General features: G+C 63.8%; 12 protein-coding genes. 5 read left to right on the forward strand and 7 right to left on the reverse strand.

The features are described from left to right. Window positions 1–30: 30 nt before the first annotated feature. Window positions 31–1,710: an electron transfer flavoprotein-ubiquinone oxidoreductase gene (locus NKH91_RS21910; RefSeq protein ID WP_352848234.1), complete on the reverse strand. Its 1,680-nt coding sequence runs from the start codon at window positions 1,708–1,710 to the stop codon at window positions 31–33. 239 nt (window positions 1,711–1,949) lie between these two features. Here NKH91_RS21910 and NKH91_RS21915 point away from each other — a divergent pair, with 239 nt between their 5' ends. From NKH91_RS21915 to NKH91_RS21925, 3 genes are all read left to right on the forward strand, one after another. Beyond that, window positions 1,950–2,594 carry a hypothetical protein gene (locus tag NKH91_RS21915; RefSeq protein ID WP_023718372.1) on the forward strand — a complete coding sequence of 215 codons (645 nt, stop codon included), beginning with the start codon at window positions 1,950–1,952 and terminating at the stop codon, window positions 2,592–2,594. 37 nt (window positions 2,595–2,631) lie between these two features. Then, on the forward strand, window positions 2,632–3,513 hold the full coding sequence (locus tag NKH91_RS21920) for a uracil-DNA glycosylase (protein ID WP_352848231.1): 882 nt from the start codon (window positions 2,632–2,634) through the stop codon (window positions 3,511–3,513). Window positions 3,514–3,618: 105 nt separating this feature from the next. Next, window positions 3,619–4,437 carry a helix-turn-helix domain-containing protein gene (locus NKH91_RS21925; protein WP_352481886.1) on the forward strand — a complete coding sequence of 273 codons (819 nt, stop codon included), beginning with the start codon at window positions 3,619–3,621 and terminating at the stop codon, window positions 4,435–4,437. On the opposite strand, the gene NKH91_RS21930 is transcribed toward NKH91_RS21925, so the two are convergent. Both NKH91_RS21930 and NKH91_RS21935 read right to left on the reverse strand, forming a co-directional pair. Next, window positions 4,438–5,415 carry a DMT family transporter gene (locus NKH91_RS21930; protein WP_502899017.1) on the reverse strand — a complete coding sequence of 326 codons (978 nt, stop codon included), beginning with the start codon at window positions 5,413–5,415 and terminating at the stop codon, window positions 4,438–4,440. It abuts the gene before it with no gap. Next, window positions 5,412–5,627: a hypothetical protein gene (locus tag NKH91_RS21935; protein ID WP_352848267.1), complete on the reverse strand. Its 216-nt coding sequence runs from the start codon at window positions 5,625–5,627 to the stop codon at window positions 5,412–5,414. Before NKH91_RS21935 ends, NKH91_RS21930 begins: the two co-directional genes overlap by 4 nt. A 154-nt stretch (window positions 5,628–5,781) precedes the next feature. On the opposite strand from NKH91_RS21935, the gene pepN reads away from it, so the two are divergent. Both pepN and NKH91_RS21945 read left to right on the forward strand, forming a co-directional pair. Next, a complete protein-coding gene (pepN, locus tag NKH91_RS21940) occupies window positions 5,782–8,427 on the forward strand; it encodes an aminopeptidase N (RefSeq protein WP_352848228.1) in 2,646 nt (881 codons plus the stop codon). Between the two features lie 181 nt (window positions 8,428–8,608). Beyond that, complete coding sequence (locus NKH91_RS21945) at window positions 8,609–10,936, forward strand: PAS domain-containing sensor histidine kinase (protein ID WP_023718378.1); 2,328 nt, start codon at window positions 8,609–8,611, stop codon at window positions 10,934–10,936. A 52-nt stretch (window positions 10,937–10,988) separates the two neighbouring features. On the opposite strand, the gene NKH91_RS21950 is transcribed toward NKH91_RS21945, so the two are convergent. The 4 genes from NKH91_RS21950 to NKH91_RS21965 form a co-directional block, all read right to left on the reverse strand. Then, a complete protein-coding gene (locus tag NKH91_RS21950; protein WP_352481890.1) occupies window positions 10,989–11,459 on the reverse strand; it encodes an EF-hand domain-containing protein in 471 nt (156 codons plus the stop codon). Window positions 11,460–11,604: 145 nt separating this feature from the next. Further along, window positions 11,605–14,571 carry a bifunctional [glutamine synthetase] adenylyltransferase/[glutamine synthetase]-adenylyl-L-tyrosine phosphorylase gene (locus NKH91_RS21955; protein ID WP_352848225.1) on the reverse strand — a complete coding sequence of 989 codons (2,967 nt, stop codon included), beginning with the start codon at window positions 14,569–14,571 and terminating at the stop codon, window positions 11,605–11,607. After that, window positions 14,571–16,040 carry a sensor histidine kinase gene (locus NKH91_RS21960; protein WP_352848223.1) on the reverse strand — a complete coding sequence of 490 codons (1,470 nt, stop codon included), beginning with the start codon at window positions 16,038–16,040 and terminating at the stop codon, window positions 14,571–14,573. Before NKH91_RS21960 ends, NKH91_RS21955 begins: the two co-directional genes overlap by 1 nt. 6 nt (window positions 16,041–16,046) lie before the next feature. Beyond that, window positions 16,047–16,721 (reverse strand): response regulator transcription factor, encoded by a 675-nt coding sequence (locus NKH91_RS21965; protein ID WP_254819962.1) that lies wholly within the window; start codon window positions 16,719–16,721, stop codon window positions 16,047–16,049. Window positions 16,722–16,846 lie beyond the last annotated feature (125 nt).

The following is a 16,846-nucleotide window of genomic DNA, read 5'->3' on the forward strand; positions in this document are numbered from 1 at the left end:
TCTTGTTTGGTCCGGAGCAAACCTTGTGACTTACATGTTCTGGTAGACCGGGCCCTCGCCGCCCTGTGGCGGCACCCAATTTATGTTCTGGTTCGGGTCCTTGATATCGCAAGTCTTGCAGTGCACACAGTTCTGCGCGTTGATGACGAAGCGCACATCCTTGGCCGCAGGATCGGCGGCGGCATTGCCGTCCTTGTCGACCCATTCGTAGACGCTGGCCGGGCAGTAACGCGTCGAGGGCCCGGCATAGACGTCATGTTCGGAGCGCTTCTGCAGGTCCATGTCGGCGACGAGCAGATGCACCGGCTCGTTTTCCTCGTGGTTGGTGTTGGACAGGAACACCGACGACAGCCGGTCGAAGGTCAGCACCCCGTCCGGCTTCGGATAGGCGATCTTCTGGTGCGCGGCGGCCGGTTCCAGCGTGGCGTAGTCAGCCTTGCCGTGCTTCATCGTGCCGAAGGGCGAGAAGCCGAACAGCGTGTTCAGCCACATGTCGAGCCCGCCAAGGCCGACGCCGACAATGGTGCCGAAGCGCGACCATAGCGGCTTGACGTTGCGCACTTTCTTCAGGTCCTTGCCGATATCGGTGGCGCGCCAGGCGGCCTCGTAGGAGGCCAGTTCGTCATTGGCGCGGCCGGCGGCTATCGCATCACAGACATGCTCGGCGGCCAGCATTCCGGAGAGCACGGCATTGTGCGAGCCCTTGATGCGCGGCACGTTGACGAAGCCGGCCGCGCAGCCGATCAGCGCACCGCCGGGGAAGGACAGTTTCGGCACCGACTGCCAGCCACCTTCGGTGATGGCGCGGGCACCATAGCCCAGCCGGTTGGCGCCCTCGAAGGTGCCGCGGATCGCCGGATGGGTCTTGAAGCGTTGGAACTCGTCAAAGGGCGACAGATAGGGGTTCTTGTAGTTCAGGTGAACGACGAAGCCGACTGCCACCTGATTGTCCTCGAGATGGTAGAGAAAGGAGCCGCCGCCGGTCTTCATATCGAGCGGCCAGCCGAAGGAATGCTGGACAAGGCCCGGCCGGTGGTTTTCCGGTTTGACCTGCCAGAGTTCCTTGAGGCCGATGCCGTATTTTCCGGGCTCACGACCGTCGGAAAGGTGATATTTGGCGATCAGTTGCTTGGCCAGCGAGCCGCGCGCGCCCTCGCCGATCAAGACATATTTGCCCATCAGCGCCATGCCCGGCGCAAAGCCCGGGCCGTGCGTGCCGTCCTTCTCGACGCCCATGTCGCCGGTGACGACGCCGGTGACCGCACCGGCCTCGTTGTAGAGCAGGCCGACCGCGGCAAAGCCCGGATAGATCTCGACGCCCAGCGCCTCGGCCTTTGTCGCCAGCCAGCGGCAGACATTGCCGAGCGAGACGACATAGTTGCCGTGATTGTTCATCAGCGGCGGCATCAGGATATTGGGCAGACGGAACGAACCGGCGGCGCCGAGAACCAAGAAATGGTCGTCGGTGACCGGTGTCCTGAAGGGATGACCCTCCTCTTCGCGCCAGCCGGGCAACAGCCGGTCGATGCCGATCGGATCGACGACGGCGCCGGACAGGATGTGCGCGCCGACTTCGCCGCCCTTTTCCAGCACGACGACGGAAAGCTCGAGATTGACCTGCTTGAGACGGATCGCGGCGGCGAGGCCGGCCGGGCCGGCGCCGACGATGACCACGTCGAATTCCATGCTTTCGCGTTCGATATCGCTCATCGACCCCTCACTGGCTCGCTATTCCCGGCATCTTGCTGGCTCACGCGCTGCATAGCGCATCAAATAGCGACGGGAAACCGGCGCGGACGTGACAATACCGATTTCGTCAAAAAGTCGCGTCCTGCCGCACAGATTCGCGGTGGCGAGCACCAATCTTAAATCCTATTCCGTTTGTAGAGATATGTCGCACTGATGTTTTTAATTGTTCGACGGCTTGCTTATCGGCCATACTTCCCGCCATGCGCATATTCGGGCCGGCTGGCTTTTCATCGACGCGCTTTTTTTTCACGCCCGGCCGGATTTGCCGTGCGGCGTTCTTGGCGCTTCTGCCGCTGGCGGCCGTCGATGCCCGCGCCGACCCGCGACTGGTCTGGGCGACCGGCGCCTACTCCTTTTCCGACGAGCGCGGCGGCTTCCGCATCACCGGGGCTTCGGGCGTCGGCACGAAGGAGGATCCGCTCGTCATCACCGAAGAGCTGAATTCAGCGACGCCGGTAACGCTGGCCATTCGCACGACGAAGCCGATCCAGCCGTTCGGCAAGGCTGGAGACTTCGCCAATGGGCTGATGTACATGCGCATCGACGTGCTCAACAATAGCGGCCAGGCCTGGGTCGAGTTCCAGTTCGAACTCCAGGAGATCCTCGACCAGCCGAGCGTGTTCGGCGACGGCCTGTCGTTCGACCAGCGCAACAAAACGCCCGAAAATATCTGGTCGAGCAGCTACGCCGATTTCGACCGCAATTTCGAACCGTATGACCGCCTGCTGTTCAAGAACGGCAAGATCGACCCGCTGAAGACCGCCAGCTTCTATTTCCTGATCACCGACTACACGCCGCGCTGGACGTTCTATCTGGTGCAGGATCCGCGCATACCGTCGAGCTGAACTTGCAAATTCAAGCTCCGCGGCCGAATGTGAAACCATGACTGCCGCCCCCCACAATAACCGAGCCGATCTCGCCGAGCTGCTGGCCTTCTACGCCAGCGCTGGCGTCGATGAGGCACTTGAAGAACAGCCGGTAAACAGGTTTGCAGAAGCCAGGCCGCCGGAGCGGGTACCCGCGGCGGCCGCTCTGCCGGCCGGTGAAAATGCGGCGCCGCAACGCTCGACGAGCGTGTCGCGCGCCGAAATGGGCGAGAGACCGAATACGGCCCCGGTTGTGCGAATGCCCCCGGCCACCGCAACGGTGCCCGACGAGGCGCAGGCAGCGTTAGCGCGGCAACTGGCGAGGTCGGCGGCAAACCTCGACGAGCTTCGCCAGGACATGGCGGCATTCGACGGCTGCAATCTCAAATTCACGGCCAAGAACCTGGTGTTCGCCGACGGCAATCCGACTGCCGAGGTGATGCTGGTCGGCGAAGCGCCGGGCCGCGACGAGGACATAGAGGGCCTGCCGTTCGTCGGCCGCTCTGGCCGGCTGCTCGACCACATCCTGGCCGCGATCGGTCTTGATCGAAATTCAGTCTACATCGCCAATGTCATTCCCTGGCGGCCACCGGGCAATCGCACGCCGACGCCGCACGAGACCGAGATATGCCGGCCGTTCATCGAACGGCAGATCGAGTTGGTTGCTCCGAAAGTGCTGGTCAATCTCGGCGGCCCGTCGGCAAAGACCCTGCTCAACACCTCCGAAGGCATATTGCGGCTGCGCGGCAACTGGCGCGTCCACACGACCCCATCCGGCGTCGCAATTCCCGCCATGCCGACCCTGCATCCGGCCTATCTCCTGAGGACGCCGGCGCACAAGAAGCTGGCGTGGCGGGATTTCCTCGAAGTGAAGGCGAAGTTGCGGGCGCTGAGTTGAGGTTCGCGCGCCTCTTCCTTCTCTCTGTGGTGGAGAAGGGAAAGACAGTGCCGATGACTTCCCAGGTAATTGAAATCCCTCTCCCACCGGCCTAGTCATCTCGTCATGACAGCAGTCCAGATTTCCGCCGGCAGTCTCATTCGCGAATGGCGTACACGCCGGCGCATGAGCCAGCTCGACCTCGCCATGGAGGCCGAGATCTCGCAGCGGCATCTGAGCTTCGTCGAAAGCGGCCGCGCCGCACCCTCGCGCGATATGGTGCTGCATCTGGCCGAGCAGCTTTCGATCCCGCTCAGGCAGCGCAACCAGCTGCTGCTGGCCGCCGGCTTTGCCCCGAGCTTCAGTGAGCGGCCGCTTGACGATGCCTCGATGGCGCCGGCGATGGCGGCGGTCGAGACCGTGCTCAAGGCGCACGAGCCGTTCCCGGCGCTTGCCGTCGACCGGCACTGGAACCTGGTGTCGGCGAACGCCGCCATAGGCCCGTTCCTCGCCAATGTCGCCGATGCCTCATTGCTGACGCCGCCGGTCAACGTGCTGCGCCTCAGCCTGCATCCCGGCGGCATCGCGCCGCGCATCGTCAACCTTGCGGAATGGCGGACGCATCTTCTGGAGCGGCTGAAGCAGCAGAACGATGCTACCGCCGATCCGGTGCTGGTCGAGCTCGAGCGCGAGCTTCGGGCCTATCCGTCCGGCCTCAAAGGCAGCCGGCCGGCGCCGGTCGAACCGAATGCGATTGTCCATCCGCTCAAGCTTGCCCATGGCGACGCGATGCTGTCGTTCATCAGCACCATCACCGTATTCGGCACGCCGCTCGACGTGACGTTGTCGGAGCTGGCGATCGAATCCTTTTTCCCGGCCGACGAGCAGACGCGGGCGGTGCTGGTGCGGCTGGCGAAAGGGCGGGCCGACGCGGCGAAAGGCTGATCACCCCTGTGGCGCGATCGCCTTGCGCGTGCGGGTGCGTTCGAGGCCGAGCTGGCGCTCACGCCAGATGATGAAAATGCCCGCTGCGACGACGATAATGCCGCCGACCAGCATGTTGATCGTGGCGACGTCGCCAAAGACCAGATAGCCGACCACGACGCCGAGGATCATCGAGGTGTATTCGAACGGTGCCACGACCGAAGCTTCGGCATGGCGATAGGCCGAGGTCATCAGGATCTGGCCGAGCCCGCCGCAAAAACCCGCGGCAATCAGAAGCCCCGCCTGCACTGGCGTCAGCGCCTGCCAGCCGAATGGCAGCGAAAGCAGCGCCATGACGCTCGCCGTCACAGAGAACCACAGCACGATGGTCGCCGTCCGCTCGCTCTGGACGAGGTTGCGCACCAGGAGCATGGCGATGGCCGAGATCGCCGCGGCTATGAGGGCGGCGATGACGCCGAGCACCTCCTGGTCGCCAAGGGCAGCGCCCGAGCCCAGCAGCGTCAGTTCCGGCCACGAGATGATCAGCACCCCGACCAGGCCGACGGCAACCGCGCTCCAGCGATAGATGCGGATGGCTTCGCCGAGGAAGATCGAACTGAACACCACGACCAGCAGCGGCTGCGCGTAGTTCAGCGTAATCGCCTCGGGCAGCGGCAGCCGCGTCAGCGCGAAGAAGCCGAGCCCCATGGCGCAAACCCCGACAACACCGCGCGCAATGTGGTTGAGCGGGCGCTTTGTCGAAAAGGCGGTGCCGAGTTTCCCCTGGAAGGCGAGGAAGGCGATGATCGGAAAGATGGCAAAGAAGGAGCGGAAAAAGACGATCTGGCCCGCCGGCACCGTGCCTGCCGCCTTGATGCAGGACGACATGCCGACGAAGACCGCCACCGATACGATCTTGAGCACGATCCCGGTTAGCGTGCTGTGTTCGCCGGCGTGGTCGCCGGCAGCAAGCACTGGCAAGTCCGGTTCGGCTGTCACGCCCCTTTTGCTTCCTGGATCGCCGCCCAGATGCGCGCCGGCGTTGCGGGCATGTCGATATGTCTGATGCCGTAGGCGCTGTAGAGAGCGTCGGTCACCTCATTGAGCGCGGCACGCGTCGACCCGATCGTACTCGCCTCCCCGGCGCCCTTGAAGGCCTCGCGACGCAGCACCGAGGCGCCCATCCCGAATTTCGGCGTGACGACGGTCATGGAAGCCTCGCGATGATGCTTGGGAAATGATCGCCTGAAATAGACGTCGCTGCAGTTTTGTCGAGGGAGTGTTTCGTGTAAAGAGCGCAGACTTCAATTTATTTGGACCAGCGGACCCGCCCGCCACTCCCGGATCGACAGGAAAAATCAAGGAATGCGCACCGATACCGGCCAGGTCTTCAAGCTCGAAGACTATCGCCCCAGCGATTATCTCATTCCGGAAACCAGCCTGACTTTCCGCCTTTCACCTGAAGCAACGCATGTCACCGCCGTGCTGGCGGTCGAACGCCGCGACGGGATTGCGGCATCAGTGCCGCTGGTGCTCGATGGCGACGGGCTGACGCTCAGCAGCATCGCCATCGACGGCCAGGAAACGAGCCCTGCGGATTTTCTCGCCACGCCCGATCAACTGACAATCGTCAGCCCCCCTGCGGCAAGGCGCTTCCAACTGAGAATCGAAACCGTGCTGGCGCCGGCGCGGAACGAAGCGCTTATGGGCCTCTATCGCTCCAGCGACGTCTATTGCACGCAGTGCGAGGCCGAAGGCTTTCGCCGCATCACTTATTTCCTCGACCGCCCCGACATCCTGTCGGTCTATACGGTGCGCATCGAAGCTCAGCGCCGTGAGGCGCCGCTGCTTTTGTCCAACGGCAACCCGGCCGGCAGCGGCGAACTTGCCGGCGGCTGGCACTATGCGGTCTGGCACGACCCGTTCCCCAAGCCGTCCTATTTGTTTGCGCTGGTGGCGGGCGACCTCGGCAGGATCTCGGACAGTTTCGTTACCCTGTCTGGCCGCAACGTCGAGCTCGGAATCTATGTCGAACCGGGCAAGGAGAGGCTCGCCGGCTACGCCATGGATGCCTTGAAACGCTCGATGAAATGGGACGAGGAGGCGTTCGGCCGCGAATACGACCTCGATGTCTTCAACATCGTCGCCGTGTCCGACTTCAATATGGGCGCGATGGAGAACAAGGGTCTCAACATCTTCAACGACAAGTACGTGCTGGCCGACCAGGAAACCGCGACGGACGCCGATTTCGCCAATATCGAAGCCATCATCGCGCATGAGTATTTCCACAATTGGACAGGTAACAGAATCACTTGCCGCGACTGGTTCCAGCTTTGCCTGAAGGAAGGCCTGACCGTTTTCCGCGACCACGAATTCTCCGCCGATCAGCGCTCGCGCGCCGTCAAGCGCATCGCCGAGGTGCGTACGCTGCGCGCCCATCAGTTTCCCGAGGACCAGGGGCCGCTGGCGCATCCCGTGCGGCCGCGCCGCTACCGCGAGATCAACAATTTCTACACGGCGACGGTCTACGAAAAGGGCTCGGAAGTCGTGCGCATGATCCATACCATCCTCGGCGCCGAGACGTTCCGCGCCGGCATGGACCTGTACTTCGAACGTCACGACGGCCAGGCGGCGACGATCGAAGACTTCATCAAGGTGTTCGAAGACGTCTCCGGTCGCGACCTGTCGCAGTTTTCGCTGTGGTACCATCAGGCCGGTACGCCGAACCTGACCGCCAGCTCGGCGTATAATCCGGCGGCGCGAGAATTCACACTCGAAATCGAGCAGTCGGTGCCGCCAACACCGGCGGAAAGCCGCAAGCGGCTGATGCACATTCCGCTTGCCTTCGGCCTGGTTGGCGCCGGTGGCGAGGCGATAGCGCATAGCGGCGTCGAAGGGGCGAACGTCGAGGACGGTGTCATCCATATCCGCAAACGTCGCCATGTCGTCAGGTTTTCCGGGATTGCCGAGCGTCCGGCCATGTCGCTCAACCGTGGCTTTTCGGCGCCGGTGACGCTTTCGGTCGAGCAACGGCCCGACGACCAGTTTTTTCTGGCTGGCCATGACAGCGACGCCTTCTCGCGCTGGCAGGCGTTCAACACGCTTTTGACCGATGCCCTGATTGCAGCCTTCCGTCAGATCCTGGACCACAGGCAACCCGAGTTCAGCGCCCGGCTGACCGAGCTTGCGGGCAAGATAGCCGGCGACGAAGCACTCGAACCCGCCTATCGGGCATTGGCGCTGGCGCTGCCCGGCGAGGCCGATATCGCCCGCGACATCGGCAAGAACATCGACCCCGACGCCATTTTCGCGGCGCGCGAGGCGCTAGTGGTTGCGATCGCCGAGACCAACAGCGAGATATTCTCCAAACTTTACGATCGGCTCGCCGACAATGGTCCGTTCAGCCCGGATGCGACCAGTGCCGGGCGGCGTGCACTGCGCAATGTCCTGCTGGATTATCTCTGCTTGCTGCCGGGAGGCGCGGAACTCGCTGCCCGGCACTTCCAGTCGGCGACCAACATGACCGACCGGGCCGCGGCGTTGACCGTGCTTGCGCACCGTCACCACGGCTCACCGGGGGCGACCAAGGCGCTGGCCGATTTCGAGGCGAGATATGCAACCGATGCGCTGGTCATGGACAAATGGTTCCAGATCCAGGCCAGTGTGCCCGGCCCGCAAACCGTCGATGCGGTGCGCGCTTTGACCGGCCACCCGACGTTCTCGATGGCCAACCCGAACCGGGTGCGCTCACTCATCGGTACGTTTTCCAGCGCCAACCAGACCGGCTTCCATAGCGCCGACGGCGAGGGCTACCGGCTTTTCGTCGAAACGGTGCTGCAGGTGGAAAAGCGCAACCCGCAGGTGGCCGCCAGGCTGGCGACGGCGCTCAGGTCTTGGCGGTCGCTCGAACCGGTGCGGCAGGCCAAGGCAAGGGAGGCGCTGCTTTCGATCGCCAATGCAGAGAAGCTGTCGGCCGATTTGCGAGACATCGTCGAGCGCACGCTGGCCTGACAACGCGCCGGCTCACCACCACAATGGCGTCTCGCCCGAAAACCGCATTATTTTAGTCGATTTTTAATCTTTTTTCGCCGCGCCTCTGGACAAGGCGAATCACCTTTGATTCTTTACAGACGATTCGGAAGTGCGGCGTTGCCGGATCGTCAAGCAGATTGAAAATCGGGGAGTGCCATTTATGGCGAAGGCGGACGCGTGGGGCGCGCCCGGTGGGACGGCTTTTGAGCGACGCGAGGCGCGAAGCGACGGTCTCGCCGGCAATACGCGGCTCATCGCCGAACCTGCCTACCGACGGCTGCTGGCAGCCGAGCCGCTGTTGCGGCGATCGATACCGGCCCTCATCATCATCTTTCTGTTGATCATTGCAGTATTGCGCTTTCTGTCGCTGATGAACGAGCGCGACGAGATCGAGCGCGACGCCAAGGCGATCCTTGCGCTGGCCGCGGGCCAACTGGCCAGTTCGATCGCTGCCGACGCGACCATGGTTTCGACGCCCGGCGCGATCCAGGACCTGCTGGAGGGAACCGGCCGTCAGGGCGCGATGGGCCGAAGCCACGTACTGGCGATCACCGACAGCGCCTTCAAGATCATTGCCGTATCGCCGCAGTCGACGCACTGGGAGGGGCGATCGCTCGATGGCGTCGTGCAGGGCGGGCAGCCGCTGTTCATGTTCGGCGACCGCGCCGGGGTGATGGAGGTCAGCATCGGCGGACAGGACTGGTACGCGGCGGTGAGCCTGGCGAATGGCCGAAGGGGTGCCGCGGCAGCCTTTGTGCCGCAGGAGGCAGTTTTTGACACCTGGCGCAAGACGGTCTCGCTCAACGTCACGCTGTTTGTGCTGACGGCCGGCGTGCTGATCATCATCCTCTACGCCTATTTCGGCCAGGCGGCGCGCGCCCAGGCCGCCGACCGCATCTATCTCGAAGCCCACCAGCGCATCGACATGGCGCTGGTGCGCGGCCGCTGCGGCCTGTGGGACTGGGACATGGTGCGCGGCAAGATGTACTGGTCGCGCTCGATGTACGACATGCTGGGCTACGAGCCTTGCGACACGATGCTGTCGTTCGGCGAAGTCGACGAAATCATCCATCCCGAGGACGGCGATTTGTTTGAACTCGCCAACAGGATCGTCGGGCGCGAGATCGACCACATCGACCAGGTGTTCCGGATGCGTCATGCCGACGGGCAATGGGTCTGGATGCGGGCAAGAGCACAGGTTATCGACCCGGAAGCCCCGGAGATCCAGCTGATCGGCATCGCCGTCGACGTCACCGAGCAGCGGCACCTGGCGCTGCGCTCCGAAGCCGCGGACCTGCGCCTGAGGACAGCCATCGAAAACATCAACGAATCCTTCGTGCTGTGGGATTCGTCCGAGCGCCTGATCATGTGCAATTCCAAATACCAGCAGGATAACGGCCTGTCGGATCGCGACGTGATGCCGGGCGCCCCGCGCGCCGTGCTGGATGAACGCATGTTGGCGTTCGCCTCGGAGCGGCGGCTTGCCAATACCAACGGACCGCAGGGGGGCGTGACCTTCGAGCGCCAGCTTGCCGACGGCCGCTGGCTTCAGGTGAACGAATTGCGGACAAGGGACGGCGGCACCGTCTCGGTCGGCTCCGACATCACCCAGATCAAGCTGCACCAGGAGAAGCTGGTCGACAGCGAGCGCCGTTTGATGGCAACGATCCACGACCTCAGCCTTGCCCGTCGGGCGGAAGAAGAACGGGCCCGCGAACTCGTCGAGCTCAATCGCAAATACATGAAGGAAACCGAGCGGGCGGAAGCGGCGAACCGGGCCAAATCTGAATTCCTGGCCAATATGTCGCACGAGTTGCGCACGCCGCTCAACGCGATCATCGGCTTTTCGGAACTGATGGAACGGGGCCTGTTCGGGCCGCTGGGTTCGCCGCGCTACGAAGAGTATGCCACCGACATCAACGGCAGCGGCAAATATCTTCTCGGCGTCATCAACGATATCCTCGACATGTCGAAGATCGAGGCCGGCCAGTTCGCGCTGGATCAGGAACAAATCGATCTCTGCCCGCTGATCAGGGAAACGGTTCGCGTCGTTTCGCTGCAGGCGGCGGAAAAATCGATCACCGTCGAAACCCGCATCGCCGATTCGCTGACGCTGTTCGCCGACCGCAGGGCGATCAAGCAGATCCTCATCAATTTGTTATCGAATGCCGTGAAGTTCACCGGGCAAGGCGGCCACATCTCGGTCAGGGCCCGCAGCATTTCCAGCGCGCTGATCCTGACGATCGAGGACAATGGCTGCGGCATCCCGAAGGCGGCGCTGAGCAAGCTCGGGCGGCCGTTCGAACAGGTGCAAAACCAGTTCTCCAAGAGCCATGCCGGCTCCGGCCTCGGCCTCGCCATCTCGCGCTCGCTGGCCGAGCTTCAGGGTGGCGCGTTGAAGATCCGCTCGACCGAAAGCGTCGGCACGATCGTCTCGGTACGCATCCCGATCAAGAAAGCCACGCAGGCGGTCAAGGCCGCTGCCTGAAACGACAAAATAAGTCTCCGGCGGCTCGCGCCGCCGGAGAGGTTATTAATTCTCACTGCATGCCGTCATTGCCGTCGCCGCCCCATTGGTGGTGACGGCCGGGACCCTTCGGCAGTTCGTTCTTCTCGATCTTGCCGTCATTGTCGCGGTCGAGCATGGCGAACACCTTCTTCTGGCGGCTGGTGATGTCGTCGGCGGTCAGCGTGCCGTCGCCCTTGGTGTCGTAGCGGGCGATGATGCGCCTGGCCATCTGCTCGAAGCGTGCCTTCTCCAGCGCGTCGGCGAGCTGTGCCACGGTCAGCTTGCCGCCATTGTCGGCGACCATCTTCTTCAGCCGCGCGTTCATGGCGTCGGAAAACTGGTCGAAGGTGATGGTGCCGTCATTGTCCTTCATGACCTTACCGAGGCGCATCATCATGCCCTCGCGCGGCCCGGCGCCGGAGTGCTCGTCTGCATAGGCAGCGGTGCCGACGGCGCCGGCCAGGGCTGCGAAAACGAGTGCAAGTCTGGTCGTCTTTCTCATGGTCTTCTCCTGTTGCATCGTCACCCCCGATGCTAGAGCGGCAGATCTTCAATCCCCGCTCTATCTCCTTGTTTGAGCATCGGAAGCTCCCAAAGCAGGTCGCCACTTTTGGCTCCGATGCTCTCGCCCGTTCGGCCGATTGCCGTCACGGTTGTTTCGCACGAAGCAAAAGGTCAAAATCCTTTCTGACCTTCTGCGACGTCTCCTTGAGGTGCGCTTCAAGCACACCGAAATCCGGCAGGTCGGTGACCGCCAGAAGCAGATCCGAAAGCCCTGGCGGAACGTCGTCGCGTTCGAACGCGCCGGTAAGGCAAAGCCGTATTATCTGGGTCAGCGCCAGATAGAGCGAATAGGCATCCACCAGTTCCTGCCTGACCTGGGCGCTGGCGAAATCCGGCGCCAGGCGCGACAGGATGTCAGCCGTGCCGGTGGCCCTGCGGCCTGCCTCGATCTTTCCGGTAATCACCGCAACCTGGGCGATGAATTCGAGATCGATGAGGCCGCCCGGGATCAGCTTGATGTCCCAGGTATCGCGCGGCGGCTTCTCCTTGTCGACCATGGCGCGCATCTCGGATGCCTCGGCCATCACCTTGACTGGATCGCGCGGCAGAGCGAGCACTGCGGCAACTTCCCCTTCGACCTCGCGGCAGAGCTCGGCATCGCCGCCGATCGCGCGGGCTCGCGCCAGCGCCATGTGCTCCCATGTCCAGGCGTCCTGGCGCTGATACTTCTTGAAGGCGTCGACATGCGTGGCCACCGGCCCCTTGTTGCCGGACGGCCGCAGGCGAAGGTCGAGCTCATAGAGCACGCCCTCGGCCGTCGGCGCGGAAACGGCGGCGATCAGCCGCTGCGTCAGTCGGCTGTAGTAATGCGACGGGGCAAGCGGCTTGTCGCCGTCGGACTCCTCGGCATCGGCGTCGTGATCGTAGAGCAGGATGAGGTCGACGTCGGAACCTGCCGTCAGTTCGCGGCTGCCGAGCTTCCCCATGCCGAGCAGTGCGACCCTGCCGCCGGCAGTACGGCCATGACGCAGCACAAATTCCGCCGTCACCGTCTGCAATGCCGCCTCGATGGTCAGATCGGCGAGGTCGGAAAAAGCGCGGCCGGCGCGCGGCGGATCGATTGACCCGGCAAGCAGCCTTACGCCGATCAGGAACTTTTGCTCCGAAGCAAATATGCGCAGTCGGTCGAGCACATCCTCATAGGCCCTGTCGCCTTCGAGGAAGGCGGCAAGACGCGCCGACAGATAGGCGCGGTTGGGCAATTCGCTCAGCAGCGCCGGATCGAGCAGGCCGTCGAAGACATGTGGCCGGCGCGTGATGATGGCGGCCAGCCGCGGTGCCGCGCCCATGATCGTCGCCATCAGCTTCAGCAAAGCCGGGTTCGAATGCAGCAGCGAAAACAGCTGGATGCCGGCAGGCAGGCCGGCAAGGAATTCGTCGAAGCGGATCACTGCCTCGTCCGCCCGCCGCGTCTGGCCGAAGGCTTGCAGCAGCGCCGGCGTCAGTTCGGTCAGCCGCTCGCGCGCTTCCGCCGACCGGGTGACGCGATACCGGCCGAAGTGCCAGCCGCGGATAACCCGGCAGATGTCGCTCGGCCGCTGGAAGCCGAGCCGCTTCAGGGTCTGCAAGGTGTCGGGATCGTCGACGTCGCCGGTAAAGACCAGATTGCCGATGCCTGCCGAAAGCTCCGGCGCGGTTTCAAACAGCGCTGCATAGTGGCGCTCGACCTGGTGCAGCGCCGCGCGAAACGCTTCGGCAAAGCCTGCCGCATCGGCAAAGCCCAGCATGCGGGCGACGCGCTCCAGCCCCTCTTCGTCCTCCGGCAGGATGTGCGTCTGCTGGTCGGCAACCATCTGGATGGCGTGCTCGACGCGGCGCAGGAACCAGTATTGCCTGGTGAGCGCCTCGCGCGCATCCGCAGTGATCCAGCCACGCGCGGAGAGTTCGCCAAGCATCGGCACGGTCTCGCGGCCGCGCAGTTCGGGAAAGCGACCGCCGGCGATGAGCTGCTGGGTCTGGACGAAGAACTCGATCTCGCGGATGCCGCCGCGGCCGAGCTTGACGTTGTGGCCCTTGACCGCGACCTCGCCATGGCCCTTGTGGGCGTGGATCTGGCGCTTGATCGAATGGACGTCGGCGATCGCCGCATAGTCCATGTATTTGCGCCAGATATAGGGCTGCAGTTCCTTCAGGAACGCGGCGCCGGCGGCAAGATCGCCAGCCACCGGGCGCGCCTTGATCATGGCGGCGCGCTCCCAGTTCTGGCCGCGCGCCTCATAGTAGCGCAGCGCCGCCTCGACCGGGATCGCCAGCGGCGTCGAGCCGGGGTCGGGACGAAGCCTGAGATCGGTGCGGAAGACGTAACCGTGCTCGGTGCGGTCCTGGAGAATGCGGACCAGCCGGCGGGTCAGGCGCGAAAACAGCTCGGTGGCATCGAGCGGATCGACGACGGCAGGCGCATCGGGGTCGAAGAAGACGACGAGGTCGATGTCGGAGGAGAAGTTCAGCTCATGCGCACCGAGCTTGCCCATGCCGAGCAGGATCCAGCCCGAGCGTTGCGCCAGATTTTTCGGATCCGGCAAACTGAGCTTGCCTTGCTCATGCGCGTCGCGGAGCAGGAAATCGACGGCTGCACGCGTGCAGGCGTCGGCAAGATCGCTCAGTCGCCGCACCGTCAGCGAGGTCTCGGCCTCGCCGGCGAGATCGGCCAAGGCGATCAGGAAATGCGCCTCCGCCTTGCATCGGCGCAGCTCCATCATCAGGCTGCCTTCGGAGACGGCCTCTGCGCGCGCTGCCTTGTCGACCGCGGCGCAGATCGATGACAGCCGCGCCTCGATGGTCTCGTCGAAAAGCGCATCGACTATCCGCGGCCGGCGGCGCGCGGTATCGCGCAGGAACGGCGACAGGTCGAAAACGGCGGCGAGGAAATCCTGGACGACCCCCTTGCCGGCGAGAAATTTCGCCAGTCGCGGCAGTTCTTCCTGCCGCGCGGCGTCGGCGATCTCCGCCAATTCCTGCCTGGCGCGGCTTGCATCCAGCGGAACGAGCTTTACCGCCGGCTTCAAAAGCCAGTCCGTCTCGCGGCGTCGCGCTGCCATCCTCGCCACCATCAGCGATCCTCCCGCCCGGGAAAACTCATGACGACGGACAATCCGGGAATGCCGGGCAGAAGCTCAAGCCGTCCATTGTGGAACGTCATGATCGCCTTGGCGAGGCTCAAGCCAAGGCCGGAACCCGGCTGCGAGCGGCTCTTTTCCAGTCGCACGAAACGCTCGGTCACCCTGGCGCGGTCGACATCGTCGGGAATGCCCTGGCCGTTGTCGGAAACAGCAAGCCTGATCTCGCCATCGATACGCTCCAGCGTCACGCGAACCGTAGGCCTGGAGGTCGAGTCGGTCGAATATTTGATCGCGTTGTCGACGATATTGGACAGCGCCTGGCCGATCAGCTCGCGATTGCCGTTGACGGCGAAGGCACCCTGTACCGAGGTTTCGAGCGTCACACCCGCCTCTTCCGCCACAGGCTCGTAGAGTTCGACGACGTCGTGCACGGCAGCGGCCAGGTCGACCCTGGTGGTGCTTTCGGAGGAATAGCCGGCCTCCAGCCGTGAGATCATCAGGATGGCGTTGAAGGTCTTTATCAGCTGATCGGATTCGGCGATCGTTCCTTCCAGCGCCTGTCGGTAGTCGCTGGTGTTGTGCTTGCCGGAAAGCGTCGCTTCGGCGCGATTGCGCAGCCTGGTCAGCGGCGTTTTCAGGTCGTGGGCGATGTTGTCGGAGACCTGCTTCAGTCCCTCGTTCAGCGTGGCGATCCTGGCCAGCATGGAATTGAGGTTTTCCGACAGCCGGTCGAACTCGTCGCCGGCGCCGGTGACCGGCAGCCGGCCGGAAAGATCGCCGCCCATGATGCGGCGGCTCGCCTCCGACACACTGTCGATGCGCTTCAGCGCAGCGCGCCCGACGAAGAACCAGATCAGCAGCCCGCCGACGCCCATCATGCCGAGCGCCAGCATCAAGGCGCGGCGAATGACGGCGCGGAAGCGCTCCGGCTCGCCGAGGTCGCGGCCAACCAGCATGATCATCTGGTTGGGCAGGCGCAGCACCAGGGCGATGGCGTTGTGGCCTTTCTCGCCTTCGGCCTGGACCTCGTTCTGCGCGGGCTCGTTCGGGTCGGAGACCGGGTTGCGCTGCCGCTCGAGCTCGCCCTCGCCGAAGCGGCGGTAGGAGAACGGTTCGGTGGTCCAGCCCTCGGCCTCAATCACGCCCGGCTCCAGGCTCTGCACGTTGCCGGTCAGGATCTGGCCGTTGGCATCGGCGATCAGATAGAGATTGGCGCCGGGCTGGCGGGAGCGCTGCTCGACGACGCGGACCAGCACCGGCAGGCCGCCGCGCTGATAGGCGCGGGCAAGGCCGAGTACCTCGTCGTTGATCGTCTCCTGCGTCTGGGCAGTCAGCATGCGCGCCGAGAGCGAGGTCATGTACAAGACCAGCAGCACAGCGCACAGCGCAAAAAGCAGAAGATAAAGCGCTGAAAGCCGCGCTGCCGTCGTCCTCATGATGGCCGGCACGGAAAGGGCCATGGGGTTCTAGCCGCTTTTCAGCATATAGCCGGCGCCGCGAACCGTGTGCAGGATCGGCTTGTCGAAGCCCTTCTCAATCTTGCCGCGCAGCCGCGAGATATGAACGTCGATGACGTTGGTCTGCGGATCGAAATGGTAGTCCCAGACGTTCTCGAGCAGCATGGTGCGCGTCACTACCTGGCCGGCATGGCGCATCAAATATTCGAGCAGGCGGAACTCGCGCGGCTGCAGCGTTATCTCGCGCCCGGCGCGCCGCACCGAATGCGACAGCCGGTCGAGTTCGAGATCACCGACCCGGTAGACGGTTTCTGCCTCCCTGGCGCTGGCGCGGCGGTTCAGCACCTCGACGCGGGCGAGCAGTTCGGAAAAGGCGTAGGGCTTGGTCAGATAGTCGTCGCCGCCGGCACGCAGACCGGTGACCCGGTCGTCGACTTCGCCGAGCGCCGACAGGATCAGCACGGGCGTCGTATTGCCTCTGGACCTGAGCCCGGCAATGACGGACAGGCCGTCGCGGCGCGGCATCATGCGGTCGACGACCATGACGTCATAGTCGCCGGAATCAGCGAGTGCGAAGCCGGTTTCGCCGTCTCCGGCGACATGGGCGGTATGGCCGGCCTCGGCGAACGCCTTCTGCAGGTAGTCGGCCGCCTCGCGATCGTCTTCTATGACGAGAATCTTCATAGAACCGTTATACGCGATTTCGCTGGAAGATTGAGTGGCCGGCATATGCATCGTGGCCGTCTCCATGGCGTATCGCGAACAAAGTGATTCAGGGATACGCGGTAAGTCTTTGTTTTAGCATGTCG

Source organism: Mesorhizobium sp. M0894, from assembly GCF_040319725.1.
Lineage (GTDB): Bacteria > Pseudomonadota > Alphaproteobacteria > Rhizobiales > Rhizobiaceae > Mesorhizobium.

What these genes read in the sequence shown, in the direction of transcription:
- NKH91_RS21960 (WP_352848223.1), bottom strand. Translation starts at nt 16,040, where the DNA reads ATGGCCCTTTCCGTGCCGGCCATCATGAGGACGACGGCAGCGCGGCTT.
- NKH91_RS21945 (WP_023718378.1), top strand. Translation starts at nt 8,609, where the DNA reads ATGGCGAAGGCGGACGCGTGGGGCGCGCCCGGTGGGACGGCTTTTGAG.
- NKH91_RS21955 (WP_352848225.1), bottom strand. Translation starts at nt 14,571, where the DNA reads ATGGTGGCGAGGATGGCAGCGCGACGCCGCGAGACGGACTGGCTTTTG.
- NKH91_RS21910 (WP_352848234.1), bottom strand. Translation starts at nt 1,710, where the DNA reads ATGAGCGATATCGAACGCGAAAGCATGGAATTCGACGTGGTCATCGTC.
- NKH91_RS21950 (WP_352481890.1), bottom strand. Translation starts at nt 11,459, where the DNA reads ATGAGAAAGACGACCAGACTTGCACTCGTTTTCGCAGCCCTGGCCGGC.
- NKH91_RS21920 (WP_352848231.1), top strand. Translation starts at nt 2,632, where the DNA reads ATGACTGCCGCCCCCCACAATAACCGAGCCGATCTCGCCGAGCTGCTG.
- NKH91_RS21925 (WP_352481886.1), top strand. Translation starts at nt 3,619, where the DNA reads ATGACAGCAGTCCAGATTTCCGCCGGCAGTCTCATTCGCGAATGGCGT.
- NKH91_RS21935 (WP_352848267.1), bottom strand. Translation starts at nt 5,627, where the DNA reads ATGACCGTCGTCACGCCGAAATTCGGGATGGGCGCCTCGGTGCTGCGT.
- NKH91_RS21965 (WP_254819962.1), bottom strand. Translation starts at nt 16,721, where the DNA reads ATGAAGATTCTCGTCATAGAAGACGATCGCGAGGCGGCCGACTACCTG.
- NKH91_RS21915 (WP_023718372.1), top strand. Translation starts at nt 1,950, where the DNA reads ATGCGCATATTCGGGCCGGCTGGCTTTTCATCGACGCGCTTTTTTTTC.
- pepN (WP_352848228.1), top strand. Translation starts at nt 5,782, where the DNA reads ATGCGCACCGATACCGGCCAGGTCTTCAAGCTCGAAGACTATCGCCCC.